Genomic DNA, 15,195 nt, shown 5'->3' with positions numbered 1-15,195 from the left:
TTGGCAGAATATAACAGCGAGCGGCCTCATGAATCCCTGAATAACCTGACGCCGGAAGAATACCGGCTGATGGCTGATAACCCGGAAATCTCAAAAAGTGCGTGGAACTAAAACGGGTGTGCTTACAAATCCAGTCAAACAACAGGAACTAAAAATATGCAAAATCAACTTCAAGACCACCAACAACTTAACGACCTGATGAATGGCTGGATGCACCGTGATTTAGGTGAATGGGATCAGTTACGCGACTTGTTCCACCCTGACGGCACGATTGAAATCACCTGGTTTGAAGGCTTGGGAAGCGACTTTGTTAATGGTTCAATGCGAATGGGCGCTTCTGACCTGCGTACCAAGCATCTCATTGCTTCACCTGCTGTTACCTTTAATGAAGCCGGGGATAAAGCAATTCTGGAAACCAATGCCATCATCATCGCTGAGAACGTAAAACTGAACATTGGTTGTGAGTGTCATAACCGTTTTTACGACCTGGCAGAAAAACGAGATGGAGTGTGGAAGTTGTTCCACCGTCAAAGTGTTTACGATATCGGCACCTTCACCTTCCCTTTAGGCCCTGTAGAAATTGACCAGGCGATTGTGACGAAGTATCCGCGTGAATATGCAGCACTGGCCTATTTACTGGAGCAGAGCGGTTTCCCTCTTGGGCGCGTGTTCGCTACTCGCGGCAGTGAACTGGAAGCAAAAATGAAAGTTGAAGGTAAGCGCTGGTTGGCTGCCTGATCCCGACTCAAAAAGAGGTGAACATATCACCTCTATCCAAGTGCCTAAATTCAGAGTGCTACTCCACTTCAATGATCTAATATTTAGTGAAGTTATTTATTCGAGAATTCTCTACGTACGATTTCCGCACCAGCACTTAAAGCATTTAGCTTGCCCCTTGCTACCTGGCGAGATAAGGGGGTCATGCCACAGTTGGTGCTTGGATAAAGCTTGTCTGCATCTACAAATTGCAGTGCTTTTCGTAGCGTATTAGCGACTTCCTCAGGTGTCTCAATGATATTGGTTGCCACATCAATGGCCCCGACCATGACTTTTTTGCCTCGGATGAGTTCAATGAGATCCATTGGAACACGAGAGTTTTGGCATTCCAGCGAAATGATATCGATATTAGAGGCCTGCAATTTTGGGAAAAACTCTTCATATTGCCGCCATTCTGAGCCCAATGTCTTTTTCCAATCTGTATTGGCTTTGATGCCATAGCCGTAGCAAATATGTACGGCAGTTTCACATTTAAGCCCTTCAATTGCCCTCTCTAAAGCGGCAATTCCCCAATCATTCACCTCATCAAAAAACACATTAAATGCCGGTTCATCAAACTGGATAATATCGACGCCAGCAGCCTCTAATTCTTTAGCTTCCTGATTGAGAATTTTGGCGAATTCCCAGGCCAGCTTTTCACGACTTTTATAATGGCTATCATAAAGCGTATCGATCATGGTCATCGGACCTGGCAGCGCCCATTTAATAGGTTGACTGGTTTGCTGGCGTAAGAATTTGGCATCTTCAACAAAAACAGGCTTCTGCCGGGATACAGGGCCAACAACTGTAGGAACGCTGGCATCATAGCGATTGCGAATTCTTACCGTTTCACGTTTTTCAAAATCAACGCCAGTGAGGTGCTCAATAAACGTAGTGACAAAATGTTGGCGCGTTTGCTCGCCATCACTGACTATATCAATACCTGCTTGTAGCTGATCTTGCAGACACAAACGCAGAGCATCTTGTTTACCGTCAATTAATTCCTCGCCCTGCAATTTCCAGGGTGACCAAAGTGTCTCCGGTTGTGCAAGCCAGGAGGGTTTAGGTAAACTGCCCGCAGTCGATGTAGGTAATAATATTTTCATAATAGATGACCTTATATTTTTAGTTAATCAAAGAACGTAATTTGCGGACCATTTCTCAAGGAGAGTTCTGTATGGTTTTATGAAATTCTCTTCAGTAAACTTACCCTGTTCAATCGCTAACTGGCTGCGTTCTTCTCGATCATAAACAATTTGAGTTAATGAATAATCCTGTTGATTCAAGCTAGGTTGATACTCTTTTCCTGCTACAGAATTAGCATTATAAATTTCAGGACGATAAATCTTTTGAAAGGTTTCCATCGTACTAATGGTACCCGTCAGTTCAAGATCCGTGTAATCGCCAGTTAAATCACCTACAAAATAGAAAGCCAGCGGCGCAACACTATCTGGTGGCATAAAATAGCGAACCTGCAACCCCATTTTGTTGAAATAGTGATCGGTCATGGAGGATTCATTTTGCTGGTATTCTACGCCCAATACAGGATGCTGATTTTCAGTGCGGTGGTAAGTGTTTTTGCTGGACACGCTTAAACATATAACCGGCGGTTTCTTAAAACGTTCTATGTAAGCTGTTGAGTTAATGAAGCATTTGAATATGTTGCCATGCAAATCACCAAAATTATCTGGTGTGCTAAATCCAGGCTTATTCTTGTTATGATCTAACAGCACGACACTAAAGTCATAATCTCGCACGTAAGAGGAAAAATTATTCCCCACAATGCCTTCAATACGCTCGTTAGTTTTTTGATCGACAATATTTGTTTTCAATATTTCAATCACTGGGAAGGTATCACCCTTGCCTTCAACATCCATCTCAACGGAAATTATTTCGAGTTCGACAAAATAACGGTTCCCTTTAGGATTATCCCAATGCGCCAATGAATTGAAACGATCGTCAATCATCTTTAAAGCATTGCGCAAGTTCTCCTGACGCTTACTTCCTCTAGCCAGATTAGCAAAGTTAGTCGTGATGCGCGTATTTTCGGATGGATTATAATTCTCATCGAAAGAAAGGCTTTTAATAATAAATTCAAATTGTTTATTCATCGCGATTGGGTATCCTAATTTCTGATAAAACCTGAATTTATTTTTTGCTTTTCTTCATTACCAAACTTTCTTTTCAGGTGATTTATTCAGTAGTTTTCATATTGTCTGTAGCTAATTGCAGTAGGTAATTTATGCCAGAGTCATTGATTGAGGAAAAGTGATTAAATTTCAGCGAACATGAATTATCTTCATGTTGAGGTGAATGGTCATAGTCAATATCAGGAAAGCAGTCCCCTTCCCATAGGATTCAACGCTGGAATTCAGCGGACCGGAAGCGGTTAACTGGGTAGACATAGGGTGAGGTTACAAGGGAATGCACAACCGGCTATCATTATGATATATATGATTATATTATCTTATAATCGAACATCCTCGGTCTGAAGAAAGACCATAGCCTCACCCCGATTCAGCCCCAGTTTAATAATAACCATAAATAATTAAGGATATTGATCGCCTTCTGATTTTAAGTGAAAAAAACGCAGCCAAAAGGAATGAAATTTATTCTGCTTTAATTTTATTTAGAGCAGGAAAAATGAAAAACCGCTGGTATAGCTCAGCATTAAACCTTACAGAAACCAGGGTTAAAACTATAGAAGCATGCAAACCGTTCTTCGCTTGATGGTTGAGAAATGCTGCAGGTAATAAAGTGTGAGCTAGAAAAAGTGAGCTAACAGCTGCTATTTTAAATGCAGATGAACCTTAGTCTCACTCAAATTACAGAACTTCAATCAGCTTAAACTCTTCGGCAACAAGTTCCATATCATCTGAATAACAGCCTTCCCGAGTGAAAAACGCTTTATGCTCACTCCTCCAATATTCAAGGCTCAAATCACCCTCACCTTCTTTTCTGGCAAATTCTTCAGTCATGTCAGAAAAACATATCAGGCTCATCGATATAGTTCTGATAACACATACCGGAGCACCTTCTCCATTGAGAATAATATTATAACTGCCTATTTTTGAGGAGGGTTCTTCTGCCCAAAAAGAGGCAAGAGAGCCGCATGATGCAGTTTTAATTCCTTTCAAGACTAAGTCGGCAAGCTCGTTTGCCATTTCAGGATTATCCCCAAAGGACCACGCCTGAGCTCCCGGATATTTCGTCTTCAATTCTTCAATCACACTCATTATAAAGCCCCTTACCAGATTCAGTTAATTCAGGTTTTCATAACCCGGTTATTGCTCGTTTCTCTATCCACATAAGGGAACTATATCCCAACTCTGGTCGCTAAATTTCAATCAAACTGCCAGTAAAGCGGTGTGCCGTAAACTTCGACGAAATAATCAATGACTGCCCGTACATTTAGCGGAGGATGGCGTGCGTTGGGATAGATAGCAGCGATATGCTGCGGCTCGGTATTGATCGCGGCCTCAAATCCCTCCATCAATCTGACGAGATCACCTTTTTTAAGACTGTCACCAATCAGCCAGTCAGGAAACAGCACCATTCCCATGCCGCTAAGTGCGCTGGTAAGAAGAGATTCGGCATTGTTGGAGGTGAGTAATCCAGTAATGGGATAGTGGGTCCAGGAGCCAGCTGGATCCCTGAATAACCAGCGATTTGGACCCGATGATCCTCTGTAAACCAGGCATTTATGGTTATTCAGTTGGGCTGGAAATTCCGGTTTTCCAAATTTTTTAATATAGCCGGGAGAGGCAACCAGATGATAACGCTGAGCTCCAAATATGCGCGCGTGGAAAGAAGAGTCCGTCAGCGTGCCAATTCTGAAAATAACATCTGAGGCATCCCTGTGCGGGTCGATGTAATCATCAGTCTGCGTCAGTTCAATCAGCAATCGGGGATAGCGAGCTGAAAGTTCGCTAAGCCAGGGGGCAATATGGCGCTGGCCGAAAAATACAGGCGCATTAATCCTTATCAGCCCTGCAGGTTCAAGGGCTCTATCCTGCATCTCTTTACGAGCTTCGCTCATTTGCTCAGTCATGGTACGGGCATAGCTAATAAATAACCGTCCAGCCTCAGTGGGAATAACTGCTCGGGTATTTCGATAAAAAAGCTGCTGACCAAGTGCGTCCTCCAGTTGAAGGATGACACGTGAAATCATTGATACTGAGACCCCTTCACGCCGAGCTACGACTGAAAAGCTTTGAGCATCAAAAACACCGATAAAAAATAACAGTGTGCGAAAATTTATCGTGCCTGGATCGTACATTATCTCAACTTCTGCAAAGGTGTTTCCTGGATTATACCGTTTTTCATTACACATCACTGCTATAGGATTCTCCACCTCAACCACTGGAGACTGTTTTAATGCAGCTTATATTTATATTGCTCGTCGTTGCAGGCGGGATGGGACTATCCGTAGAAGCCGGATTATTAGGACCACTGGGCAGCGAAGTCGGAGACTTATGGGCAACGTTCAGTATTTTCGGAGTCGGTGCTGCGCTGACATTCTTGTTAATGCTGTTCTTTAGTCCACGAAACAGCCCTTCCTTCTTTGCCCAACCATCATGGACTCTGCTGGGCGGCATTCTGGGCCCTGTTTACGTCGTGATCCTTACCGTTGCCGTTCCAAGTATTGGAATTGCGATGACCATGATTGGTATTTTGGCAGGACAGGTCTCCAAAAGTCTGGTCATTGACCATTACGGGCTGTTTGGTTCTTCTCATCGGAAAATTGACAGTAAGCGTCTTATCGCGCTGATTTTTATTGTTGCGGCCCTATTCCTCATGGCAAAAGGCTGAGGTGAACTCGTGAATATATTAATGATCATTCTGGCTGTCGTTGGCGGTGCGTTTCTTAGCATGCAGGCTGCAATTAATGGCAAGTTGGGTAGCAACGTTGGAGTATTTCGCAGTGCATTTCTGACTTTCTCGGTTGGCGCACTGGTGACCGCTCTGCTCATTTTCTTCTTCGAACCCAGGCATGCTGTGAGCTTACTGGATGTGCCGAAATGGCAATTGCTTGGCGCACTTTGTGGCGTTCCTTACATTGTCATTATGGTTCTGGCTGTTCAGCGAATTGGAGCGGCGGTTGCGACTGTTGCGGTCATCTTTGGCCAACTGGCAATGAGCATGCTCATTGATAATTTTGGCTGGTTAGGAAACGTTGCGATTCATTTTTCTGTGACACGCCTTGGTGCAGTGGTCTGCCTCGGAATAGCGCTTTTCTTTATTTACTCCAGTAATAAAACCAATGCTACGCCCGTCGAAAACATCGCCAACTAAATGATACCTATCGGTAGGTCCATTACATTGAAATAACAGGATCTAAGTTTTAGAGGGTCACCACAAAGTCATAATCGGTTTGTGGTGACCGCAGATTAACACTGCATCAGGAAATTAACTGCTCCGCACGGCTGGCGTCTGCCCTCGGGTATGCCGCCTTGCCAGCAGAGGGAAAATGAACCCTAGCCCAACCAGCACTATTGGTGTGGCAATGTTAAGTGACAGCTGGAAAATCCACTCAGGCGTAAAGGCATCCAACTTTTTCGGGAAAATCCCCGTCAGGCAGGCGAAAGCTGTAAAAGCAAAACACCAGATACCCACCGTGAGAGCCAGCTTGCGATTTCGGATAAAAACATACTCTGGTGAGTATTTCTCCGCGAGGCGCAGTACCGCAATAAAGGCCACAAAGACCCACAAATAACGCAATGGCATAACCACGGAGTTCAGATTCAGTAGCCATTTATACAAGTCGTTCATATCCCCAATACCCAACGTTGGCAGCATTATCAAAATAGCCACCAGCACCAGCGTCATCAGATAGCCATTCACAGGCGTACCCGCATCATTTGTCCGGCATAGTTTCTGAGGAATATAGCGGGAGTCAGCATCGCCCAGTAATACTTTCAGCGGCGCATCAATGGAGAAGACCAGGGCAGCAATTTGTCCAAGCGTGTTAGCCACCGCGTAGATAACCATTAACCAATTCCCCATATGGTAATACCCACCCAGTTTCTGGAAGGCGTAATACTGGCCATTCGTCATCAGGTCATCGGGAATATTATTCGAATCAAACATCATCCCCATCGCCAAAGAGCCAAGGATCGCGCAGACGGCAACCATCACGGCTAGTATTAGCATTCCACGGGGAAACTCACGGCCCGGGTTGCGGGTACTGTTGACATAAGGAGAGATTTTTTCAGCGCCACCGACAGCAAACACCAGCATCGAAATGGTTGTGATATAGGTGAAATCAATATGAGGGATGAATGTCTCCCACGTGATATTCGTCGTGGCAATATGCACCTCTGTGATGGCGGGGGCGGTTACTGCCATCACAACATACAGTAACGACATGACAAACATGGCGATACCGGCAACCGATCCCACTATCTTCAGTGATTTCATCCCTCGGGAGGCCACCCACATAAACAGGACAAACAGCGCAAGCGTAATCCCCTGCAAGGCAACCACACTGTATTCTTTGATTAGCGAACCATCGCCGTTAATGGCCCACCCAAGGGCTATCAAAATTGCCTGTGGTTTTTGCGCAAGATATGGAACATGCACCACCCAGTAAGTCCATGCAGCCAGATAAGCGAGGCCTGGGCCCATGGTGTGTTTGATCCAGGTGCTGACTCCTCCTTTACCATCTTTAAATGTTGCTCCCAGTTGCCCAACAATCAGCGCGTAGGGAATAAAGTAAAGTGCAAAAATAAACACCCAGGAAAAAATAACGACCAGCCCCTGGTTGGCATAGTTATTGACAACATTGCCAAACCCCCAGACGGTAATAAACGACATCAGCGCGATGTTGTACCACCGCAACTGTTTTTGCTCAGACTGTGCCATAAACGATATCCCTTAACTGTATATTTATTATTACTTGCGGTAATTTATTAATTGGGGGGAATTATGCACATTAGTAGCAGGGACAATATAACTATATCGTGTAAAAGTTCGGCTCTCCGCACAATATATTTCTGTATCAGTGTTTGAAACAGCCCAAAAGCATAGAGGAACCACCATCAGGCCCAGTCTTTGCGGTTTTTGTTCATTTTGATGCCATGGATTGTGGGATTGACAGAAGTATTAACTTATTTAACATATTGGTAAAAAACACAAAACATTAAATCAATTTACTTCACATCACGACCGACATCAAAATATATAAATTTGTCAGTAATTTTGTTACCAAACCCACCTATAAATAAATCACCAATAAATAAATGTATATTTCTGGACAGTAAATACATCAGGTCAGATGACTGCTTAAACAATGTAATATTTTGAGAATAGCTACTCATTTAATTAGCATCAGTAATAAAATTCAATATCGCCACTTTTCATATGGTGATATAGTAGCTTTTAACATCGCAACAACAATAACATATGAACCCACAATTAAGTAACGAATGAACTACAACTTAACTAAAAGAAACGCGATTAGCATATTCCACAAAATAAAACTAAACTTCATTAACAATCGTATTTCACAGGCAGTGCTGAGTTCTACTATGGCGATTATGCCATTTTCCGTGTTACGCGGATTAGTTATTGTTGCAGGCACGTTATGTCTGAATGTTCACTGGGTAAAAATTTCGACTTGGTTAGAAAACCTACAGCAAAGTATGCTTGTTTTTCTCCCAATACTTTTAAATATCATTTTTTCTCTGCAATGGGCTGTCAGATATCGTTTATCTATCATGCTCAGCATCTCTCTTAGCTTAACGGTTTTACTTGGTATTACCGGCCTTGAACATAATAATGAAACTAACTTTTTTATTGGTGTAAGCCTGCCAGTTGCTCTGCTGGCTGCAATCTTTACCAATTTAATTTTAGAAAAGAACATTAAACTGTTCCGCACCAATAGAATAAAATTCAACTGGCCTTCCGTAAAAATACTATTAATATTTTTCAGTAAACTGCTTGGTTTGGTTCTGATTGGTCATCTCATTTTGCATGCCAGTGATTGGCTTACTCAGGACATTTCCGACGTAATATACCCTGACAATTTCACCCATGGACTACTTTATGAGCTAGTGCGAGAAGCCACCTGGTTCTTTGGCGTACATGGCTATTATATTTTCCAGGATATCGGCTTCAGGTTCATGAATGAAACGATATCTAATATGGATGCGTGGAAAGCAGGCCACGATTCATTAAATATATTAAGTGTTCCCTTTTATGAGACCTGGTGCGCATCAGGTGGCAGCGGAGGTACACTTAGTCTCTTGATTTGCTTACTCATTAGCCGTAACCCATCAAATAGACATTTGATCAATGTCTCTTTGCCGCTAGCCATTTTCAATATCAATGAGCCACTCATCTTTGGTGTACCGGTAGTACTGAATCCGGTGATGTTTATCCCTTTTCTAATGACGCCTGCAGTGGATTACATCATTGCCTACTACGCCACCCTTTGGCACATTATCCCCCCTCTTCAGCAAATGGTAGGTTGGGCAACACCGGCCATCATTAACGCCTGGTTGGGTACAAATGGAGCAATAAGCGCTGTGTTGTTCCAGGTATTTTTAATTTTTACCGGTATTGGAATTTACTGGCCTTTCCTGCGCTATATGGAAAAACGTGACTATAAAGAGATCACTCTGCCTTGTGGCAACACAAGTTTTGTTCCATTGAAAGGAAACCAGTTTCAATTACCTGTACCAGGCCATAGCGAAGTTGAATCACCGCATCATTATCTTTCTGAAGTAAATGAGTATATTGATGCCAGACGTAATATTAACGATCTGCAAAGTAGTGGTAATTTCGTACTGTGGTATCAGCCGCAAATAACGGTTGATAGCCAGAAAATTGTAGCAATGGAAGTGTTGCTTCGTCATCAAGGTGATGATGGAAAAATAACACCACCGTACTTTTTAAAATATTATGAACGAATTGGCATGATGCCAGAGGTCGATTTTTGGGTATTGGAGAATGCTGTAGAAGCCATTCACCATGAACTCTCTCGCTTTCCTGGCATGACGCTTTCGGTAAATATTTCACCACAAACTTTACTTGATCCAAATTTCCTAAGTCTGGTGAGTAAGCTACTACGTAATCCATTACCATCAGGCTGGAAGTTAGAGATGGAGATTACCGAATCGCAAAAAGTTAAAGAACCTGAGCAAGTTATAGAGGTTCTCGCTGAACTACGACAATATGGCATTAAAATCGCTCTTGATGATTTTGGCTCAGGCTATTCCACGCTCTCGTATTTAACACAATATGAGCTGGATAAAATCAAACTAGACCGTACGCTTGTGCTCGGGTTAGCACGTGAAGGTGGTGAAGAATTTCTCCATCACGTTGTGCAACTTTGCAAAAGTTCCGGCAGCCTGGTATTGATTGAGGGTGTGGAAACAGAGAAAGAACATCAAATAGTTAAGAACTGTGGTATCCATTTGGCACAAGGCTTTCTGTTTCATCGGCCACAACCTATGAACAATCTATGCAAACTTTTAGAGGTTGATACTTAACGATACTCATAATCCATAATGGATATTATTATTTGCAATAAATCTATTTTTTTGGATATTTCGCTTGTTATGAGAAGATCAAAACACATGTACGTAATCATGGATATGTTAATATTTATCGTTGACGCATTTATTAGCCATCCCTATACTCCTGACTTTGCAATTAAAGTATACCCTGCCCTATGAACATGTTTTCTTAACAGCATGACTCATCGGTAAAAATACACCGTGTAATAACATTATACAAATAAAGCATTAACAAATATCGTCATATAAACAACAAAGAAAATAATAGTTTATATTTAAAGATCTCTCTTGAGCCTTCTTTAGTCGCTTACAAAAGAGTACAAATAGAAAAATGGTAGATAAAGAGCTGGTTCAACATGAGGTTGCGCCTCCCTGTAAAAAGGATTCCAACTTACGTGGGGAATATCGCTGGTATCATTCGATTACCGGGAAAGTTGCTATCTACCTTATGTTGGGGATTCTGATTGCCTATGGCGTTGGCTCTGGGGCAGGCCTTTTTGAGGTTAACCGAATATCTCATGAGCAATGGTTTAAACAGGCATCAACTAACTCGCAAATTACCAGTTATATCATCCGCAATATCTACACCTCAGTAACGGTAAAATCCAACCACGAAGGTCAGGTCATTTCCATCGAATCAGAACACCCACTCTGCGATGACGAGACGGTAATTCAGACAGGCTTCGATCCGGCCGATATGCTGACCCTGGTTTCAACACAAACACACAATCCGACGTGGCTATTGTTATACGATAAGAATAAAGGTTTTATCGACACTCAGGCAGCGCAAAAAATGACCGCCACTGATGGCACTGCAAACAGTGCGGCACTAGAGCAATATTACCGTGGCTTTGTCTCTATTGGTGGGAAAGAGTATTTCGTAGGCTCAATTCCCATCGTTAATCCTTCCGGAGAGTTGATCGGTGCTGTTGTCAGTAGCATTGGTGAGCGCAATGCCCTCTCGGCTACTCATAATAAGTTGTTGAAAAACACCTTGTTGATGCTGATTTTGATCCTGGGTATTACAGTTGTGGTCGTGAACTGGCTAGTGCGTAATCTTTTCCGTCCGGTTCCTCGACTTGTGCAAGCGGTGACTTTGATAGCTGATGAGCAAACGGACCAGCTCACCCCGTTCCAGAATCAAGAAGATGAGATAGGCGAACTGGCAAAAGCGATTGAAAAACTACGCGTGGCAATGGTTGACCGCGGTTATCTACAACGCATGCAAGAAATGGCGCAAAGGATGGAGTACATGGCACACCATGATTCTCTGACATTGCTACCAAATAGAGTGGCTTACCGAAACTCGATCGACGACAGATTATTAAGATTAAGAACTGAAGGCTGTATCTTCAACCTGCTATTGATCGATCTGGACAATTTCAAACCCGTAAATGATACCTACGGACACGTCGTAGGTGATGAACTGCTTTTAGAATCTGCTACACGCCTGTCAGCCCTAATTAATCAAAGCGATATGGCGATCCGCCTCGGTGGAGATGAATTTGCCATTCTTCAGCAGGTTAACAAAGACTCGATATCTGAAGCTGAGATACTTGCTCGAAAAGTTTTAGAGGCACTCAGCAAGCCGTTCTCCTGCAGTGGGCACGCTTTCTCTATCAGTTGTAGCATTGGGATTTCCTGTGCACCTCAACATGGTAACACCCGAGAAGATCTTTTCACTCATGCTGACCTTGCGCTCTACACGTCCAAAAGTTTCGGGCGAAATTGCTTCCATTTCTATTCTCACGGCATGACGATGAACCCATCTAATAACCTCCTCTTTAGCCAGGAAATTGAAGATGGCATCAGAAATAATGAGTTCTTTCTCCATTATCAAAAAACTATCAGCCTCGGAAATTATGGCATTGAAGGCTACGAAGCTCTTGTTCGCTGGCAACATCCGAGTAGAGGCTTACTACAACCACACCACTTTATTTCTGTCTCTGAAGATATTGGGCTCATTGCCAGGTTAGGTGAATGGCTGATACGCAGCGCCTGTATGGACGCAGCTAACTGGCCAGCAGCAAAAATGGTTGCGGTGAATGTCTCTCCACATCAACTGCGTAGCCCAAGAATATTGGACATTATTCGCAACGCATTACAAGACAGTGGCCTGGACCCTGCGCGTCTGGAAATTGAAATTACAGGATCTGAGCAACTTGACCGCGAAGTCATCCTGCCGACACTAAATGCAATTCAGGCTCTGGGAGTGGGTATTGTTCTGGACGAATTTGGAACAGGTTTCGCCACGCTGGATTACCTGATTATCTTCCCATTCAGTCACATTAAAATTGCCCGCTCTCTTATTGATGTTCTCGACAAGTGTGAAGACAGTCAGATTTTGGTGGGGATGCTGGTTCGTTATGCACTACAGCGCGGATTGAAAGTCACCGCAAAAGGTGTTGAAACACAACAACAATATGAGTTTTTGACCTCCCTTAGAGAAGAAGAAATAACTGTTCAGGGATATTATTTTAGCCGGGCCGTAGAAAATGCCAGCGTTATGGCAGAGCTCGAACTGGAGAGAATGGAGAACACATGCAATTCATAACCACTCATTTATATCAGTCGCTTTTTTTTCTGGCAGTCACACTTCTACTCAGTATTGGTCTGCTGACCCCCTCCGATAGCCGAGCCGATGAGCTTTTATCACGCATCGCACAGACCAGGACTATTACACTTAGCTACCAGACTGATGTATTTCCTTTTTCATATGTTGAGGGCAATAAACCACAAGGCTTCTCCATTGAAATATGCAATCGACTGGTCGATATGCTTAAGCAGGAGCTAAATATTCCCGCCTTAAAAATTCATTGGGTACCTGTCTCCACGGCCACTCAATTTTTAACCATTGAGAATAAAACCATCGATATGGGATGCATTCCCACGGTCTACACAGTGGAACGCCAAAAATTAGTGACGTTCTCAGAGCCCTATTTTTTCTCGGCAACCCGCTATGTATCTCGTAAAGAAGATCATATTTCCGATATCAGCGAGCTCAATGGCCATACCGTGATGGTAAAAAGCGGTACCGTGTTTGTCCGACACATCCAGCAGGCCAATTCAGAGCATCAACTATCACTAAATATTGATCTTGGAACCGACAATGCTAAAGCGTTCTCCGACCTTGAAAGCGGACAAACACCTGCCATAGTCTCAAGCGACGTTCTGCTACTTGGGCAAATTGCACTTTCTGGGCATCCGCAGGCGTTTGCGATATCAGCAGATACCCTTAGTCCAAGATTGCCTATTGGTATGCCGATGCAAAAAGATAATGGCGATTTTACCGATGTGATTAATCGCTCCATGAAACGCCTGATGCTCAGTAAAGAGTTTACCAACATTTATAACAAATGGTTTTTTGAGTCCATCATGCCTCAGGGAATTACTCTCAACTGGCCAATGCCACCTGAATTGAAACAGTCGATTTCTTCAACTGAACTTTATTCTTATTAACTACTCTTCGTCTTTTTTCCACCACGAAGATAACAAACAACCACAAAAAATATAAATGAAAAAGAAACACTTTCTTAACTACGTACTGAGTTTATTTTTAGTTTGTTATGCGGTTCTTTTAAAGGCAGAGACAAACATGTCGACGCTGGAAAGAATTTCCAATCATAAAGTGATTAATATTGGCTATCGTGATGCACCACCCTACTCTTATAAAACCAGTGATGGTCATGTAGTCGGTTATGTCATTGATTTATGCAAAGATGTAACCGAATCTTTGAAAAAAAACCTGCGCATTAAAGACTTGGTTGTTAATTATATTCCAACACCAGTTTCTATGCGTACCACAATGCTAAACCATAACATTATTGACATGGATTGCTCTGTTAATACTGATACAGTGAAGCGTGAAAGCGTTGTGCTATTTTCCCGACATTATCTGTCCGTTTATACACGCTTCGGTTCATTTGGTGGAAGTAATATTAATTCCAATACAGACTTAGCCGGTAGAACGGTCAGCGTGGTAAAAGGTACTACTGATTTAATCAATGTTAACAGCCTTAACCGCTTGCAGAAACTTAACATTATGGTTCTTACGCAACCCACTATGAAAGATTCATTTTCTGCAATGAGTAGCCATAAAAGTTATGCCACTGCAATGAATGAGGTATCCTTAAAACAACTCATTGAAAGCAGCGAAAATATGAAAGGATATCAGATATCTACATTGACATTAGGCCCGCCGCAAGACTTAGGCATAATGCTGCGACATAATGATATAGCGCTAAAACACATGGTTGATGAAAATCTTAATACACGCTTCAATCGTAGCGATTTCAAACAGTTTTATGAGCAATGGTTTAATAGTAAATTACCAGGGAAGAACATTAACCTACACCTTCCTCTTTCTGCTGAAATGTATCAATACATCACTAAAAAATCTTAACCGTATTTCAGCCAGCACAAAGGCTTTCAGAAATAAAAAAGGGAGAAAGGTAACTTTCTCCCCACTGCTCTGATATTCATTACATCAGTTGAAGCAACATGCAGAAAGACATTCCGCACAAAACACCATATAACAAATTACTCTGGGCCGTTTTACGTACACGTTTTTGAGAATGGATGGTGACGTCTTCCAGTCTTTTACGGACGTTGCGCGAAACCTGAGTATGGTGTGTTATGACATCTTTTGAACAGTGCCGGAACCTTGCGATATCATCCCGTATAAACTCATCGACAACGCCGTTGTTGGCTTTGAGTTCGCGGACAATTCCTTCAAGCATTTTTTCCATGCCTTTTACCCGCAGGACAACATCTTCTTCCATTTCCAGTGACAGCATAATCCAAATCCATGATTAATAATAACACTCTGGGGGTAATTCATTTACCACCCATCCCTTTCAGGATAATAATGTCGTTAAGAAACACCCTAAGCAAGATAATAAACATTAATAAAACTTAA

The 15,195-nt window shown here is 42.6% G+C and carries 13 protein-coding genes and 1 pseudogene; 8 read left to right on the top strand and 6 right to left on the bottom strand.

From position 1 onward, the window contains the following. A pseudogene (locus LVQ76_RS11920) lies at positions 1-111 on the top strand (integrase); the annotation flags it as partial. Between the two features lie 45 nt (positions 112-156). Next, positions 157-738, top strand: a complete 582-nt coding sequence (locus tag LVQ76_RS11915) for a nuclear transport factor 2 family protein (protein ID WP_232921720.1) — start codon at positions 157-159, stop codon at positions 736-738. A 92-nt stretch (positions 739-830) separates the two neighbouring features. Here LVQ76_RS11915 and LVQ76_RS11910 read toward each other — a convergent pair whose 3' ends face one another. From LVQ76_RS11910 to LVQ76_RS11895, 4 genes are all read right to left on the bottom strand, one after another. Beyond that, positions 831-1,862, bottom strand: a complete 1,032-nt coding sequence (locus LVQ76_RS11910; RefSeq protein WP_232921719.1) for a methionine synthase — start codon at positions 1,860-1,862, stop codon at positions 831-833. Positions 1,863-1,889: 27 nt separating this feature from the next. Next, the gene (locus LVQ76_RS11905) at positions 1,890-2,867 is read right to left on the bottom strand and encodes a DUF1852 domain-containing protein (RefSeq protein ID WP_232921718.1); all 978 of its coding nucleotides are present in this window, start codon (positions 2,865-2,867) and stop codon (positions 1,890-1,892) included. A gap of 714 nt (positions 2,868-3,581) precedes the next feature. Next, positions 3,582-3,992 (bottom strand): ASCH domain-containing protein, encoded by a 411-nt coding sequence (locus LVQ76_RS11900; protein ID WP_232864356.1) that lies wholly within the window; start codon positions 3,990-3,992, stop codon positions 3,582-3,584. Positions 3,993-4,099: 107 nt separating this feature from the next. Next, complete coding sequence (locus LVQ76_RS11895) at positions 4,100-5,035, bottom strand: LysR family transcriptional regulator (protein ID WP_232903770.1); 936 nt, start codon at positions 5,033-5,035, stop codon at positions 4,100-4,102. Between the two features lie 98 nt (positions 5,036-5,133). Here LVQ76_RS11895 and LVQ76_RS11890 point away from each other — a divergent pair, with 98 nt between their 5' ends. Next, on the top strand, positions 5,134-5,568 hold the full coding sequence (locus tag LVQ76_RS11890) for a DMT family transporter (protein ID WP_232864354.1): 435 nt from the start codon (positions 5,134-5,136) through the stop codon (positions 5,566-5,568). Between the two features lie 9 nt (positions 5,569-5,577). After that, positions 5,578-6,051, top strand: coding sequence for a DMT family transporter (locus LVQ76_RS11885; RefSeq protein ID WP_232864353.1), 474 nt, complete (start codon positions 5,578-5,580; stop codon positions 6,049-6,051). 114 nt (positions 6,052-6,165) lie between these two features. Here the strand turns inward: LVQ76_RS11885 and LVQ76_RS11880 are convergent, their stop codons facing one another. Beyond that, positions 6,166-7,620, bottom strand: coding sequence for an APC family permease (locus tag LVQ76_RS11880; RefSeq protein ID WP_232864352.1), 1,455 nt, complete (start codon positions 7,618-7,620; stop codon positions 6,166-6,168). Positions 7,621-8,285: 665 nt separating this feature from the next. Here LVQ76_RS11880 and LVQ76_RS11875 point away from each other — a divergent pair. The 4 genes from LVQ76_RS11875 to LVQ76_RS11860 all read left to right on the top strand — a co-directional run bounded on the left by LVQ76_RS11875 (position 8,286) and on the right by LVQ76_RS11860 (position 14,679). Beyond that, positions 8,286-10,250, top strand: a complete 1,965-nt coding sequence (locus LVQ76_RS11875) for an EAL domain-containing protein (protein ID WP_232921717.1) — start codon at positions 8,286-8,288, stop codon at positions 10,248-10,250. Between the two features lie 358 nt (positions 10,251-10,608). Further along, complete coding sequence (locus LVQ76_RS11870; protein WP_232903773.1) at positions 10,609-12,831, top strand: EAL domain-containing protein; 2,223 nt, start codon at positions 10,609-10,611, stop codon at positions 12,829-12,831. Further along, positions 12,819-13,736, top strand: coding sequence for an amino acid ABC transporter substrate-binding protein (locus LVQ76_RS11865; RefSeq protein ID WP_232903774.1), 918 nt, complete (start codon positions 12,819-12,821; stop codon positions 13,734-13,736). The genes LVQ76_RS11870 and LVQ76_RS11865 overlap by 13 nt, the downstream gene beginning before the upstream one ends. A gap of 55 nt (positions 13,737-13,791) precedes the next feature. Beyond that, positions 13,792-14,679, top strand: coding sequence for a transporter substrate-binding domain-containing protein (locus LVQ76_RS11860; protein ID WP_232864348.1), 888 nt, complete (start codon positions 13,792-13,794; stop codon positions 14,677-14,679). Positions 14,680-14,758: 79 nt separating this feature from the next. On the opposite strand, the gene LVQ76_RS11855 is transcribed toward LVQ76_RS11860, so the two are convergent. Next, positions 14,759-15,073: a hypothetical protein gene (locus LVQ76_RS11855; protein WP_151995639.1), complete on the bottom strand. Its 315-nt coding sequence runs from the start codon at positions 15,071-15,073 to the stop codon at positions 14,759-14,761. Positions 15,074-15,195 lie beyond the last annotated feature (122 nt).

Origin of the sequence: Buttiauxella cochleicola (genome assembly GCF_021283185.1) — a bacterium.
GTDB lineage: Bacteria > Pseudomonadota > Gammaproteobacteria > Enterobacterales > Enterobacteriaceae > Buttiauxella > Buttiauxella massiliensis.
The sequence above is the reverse complement of the archived record's forward strand: the minus strand, read 5'-3'. Positions and strand labels throughout refer to the sequence as shown.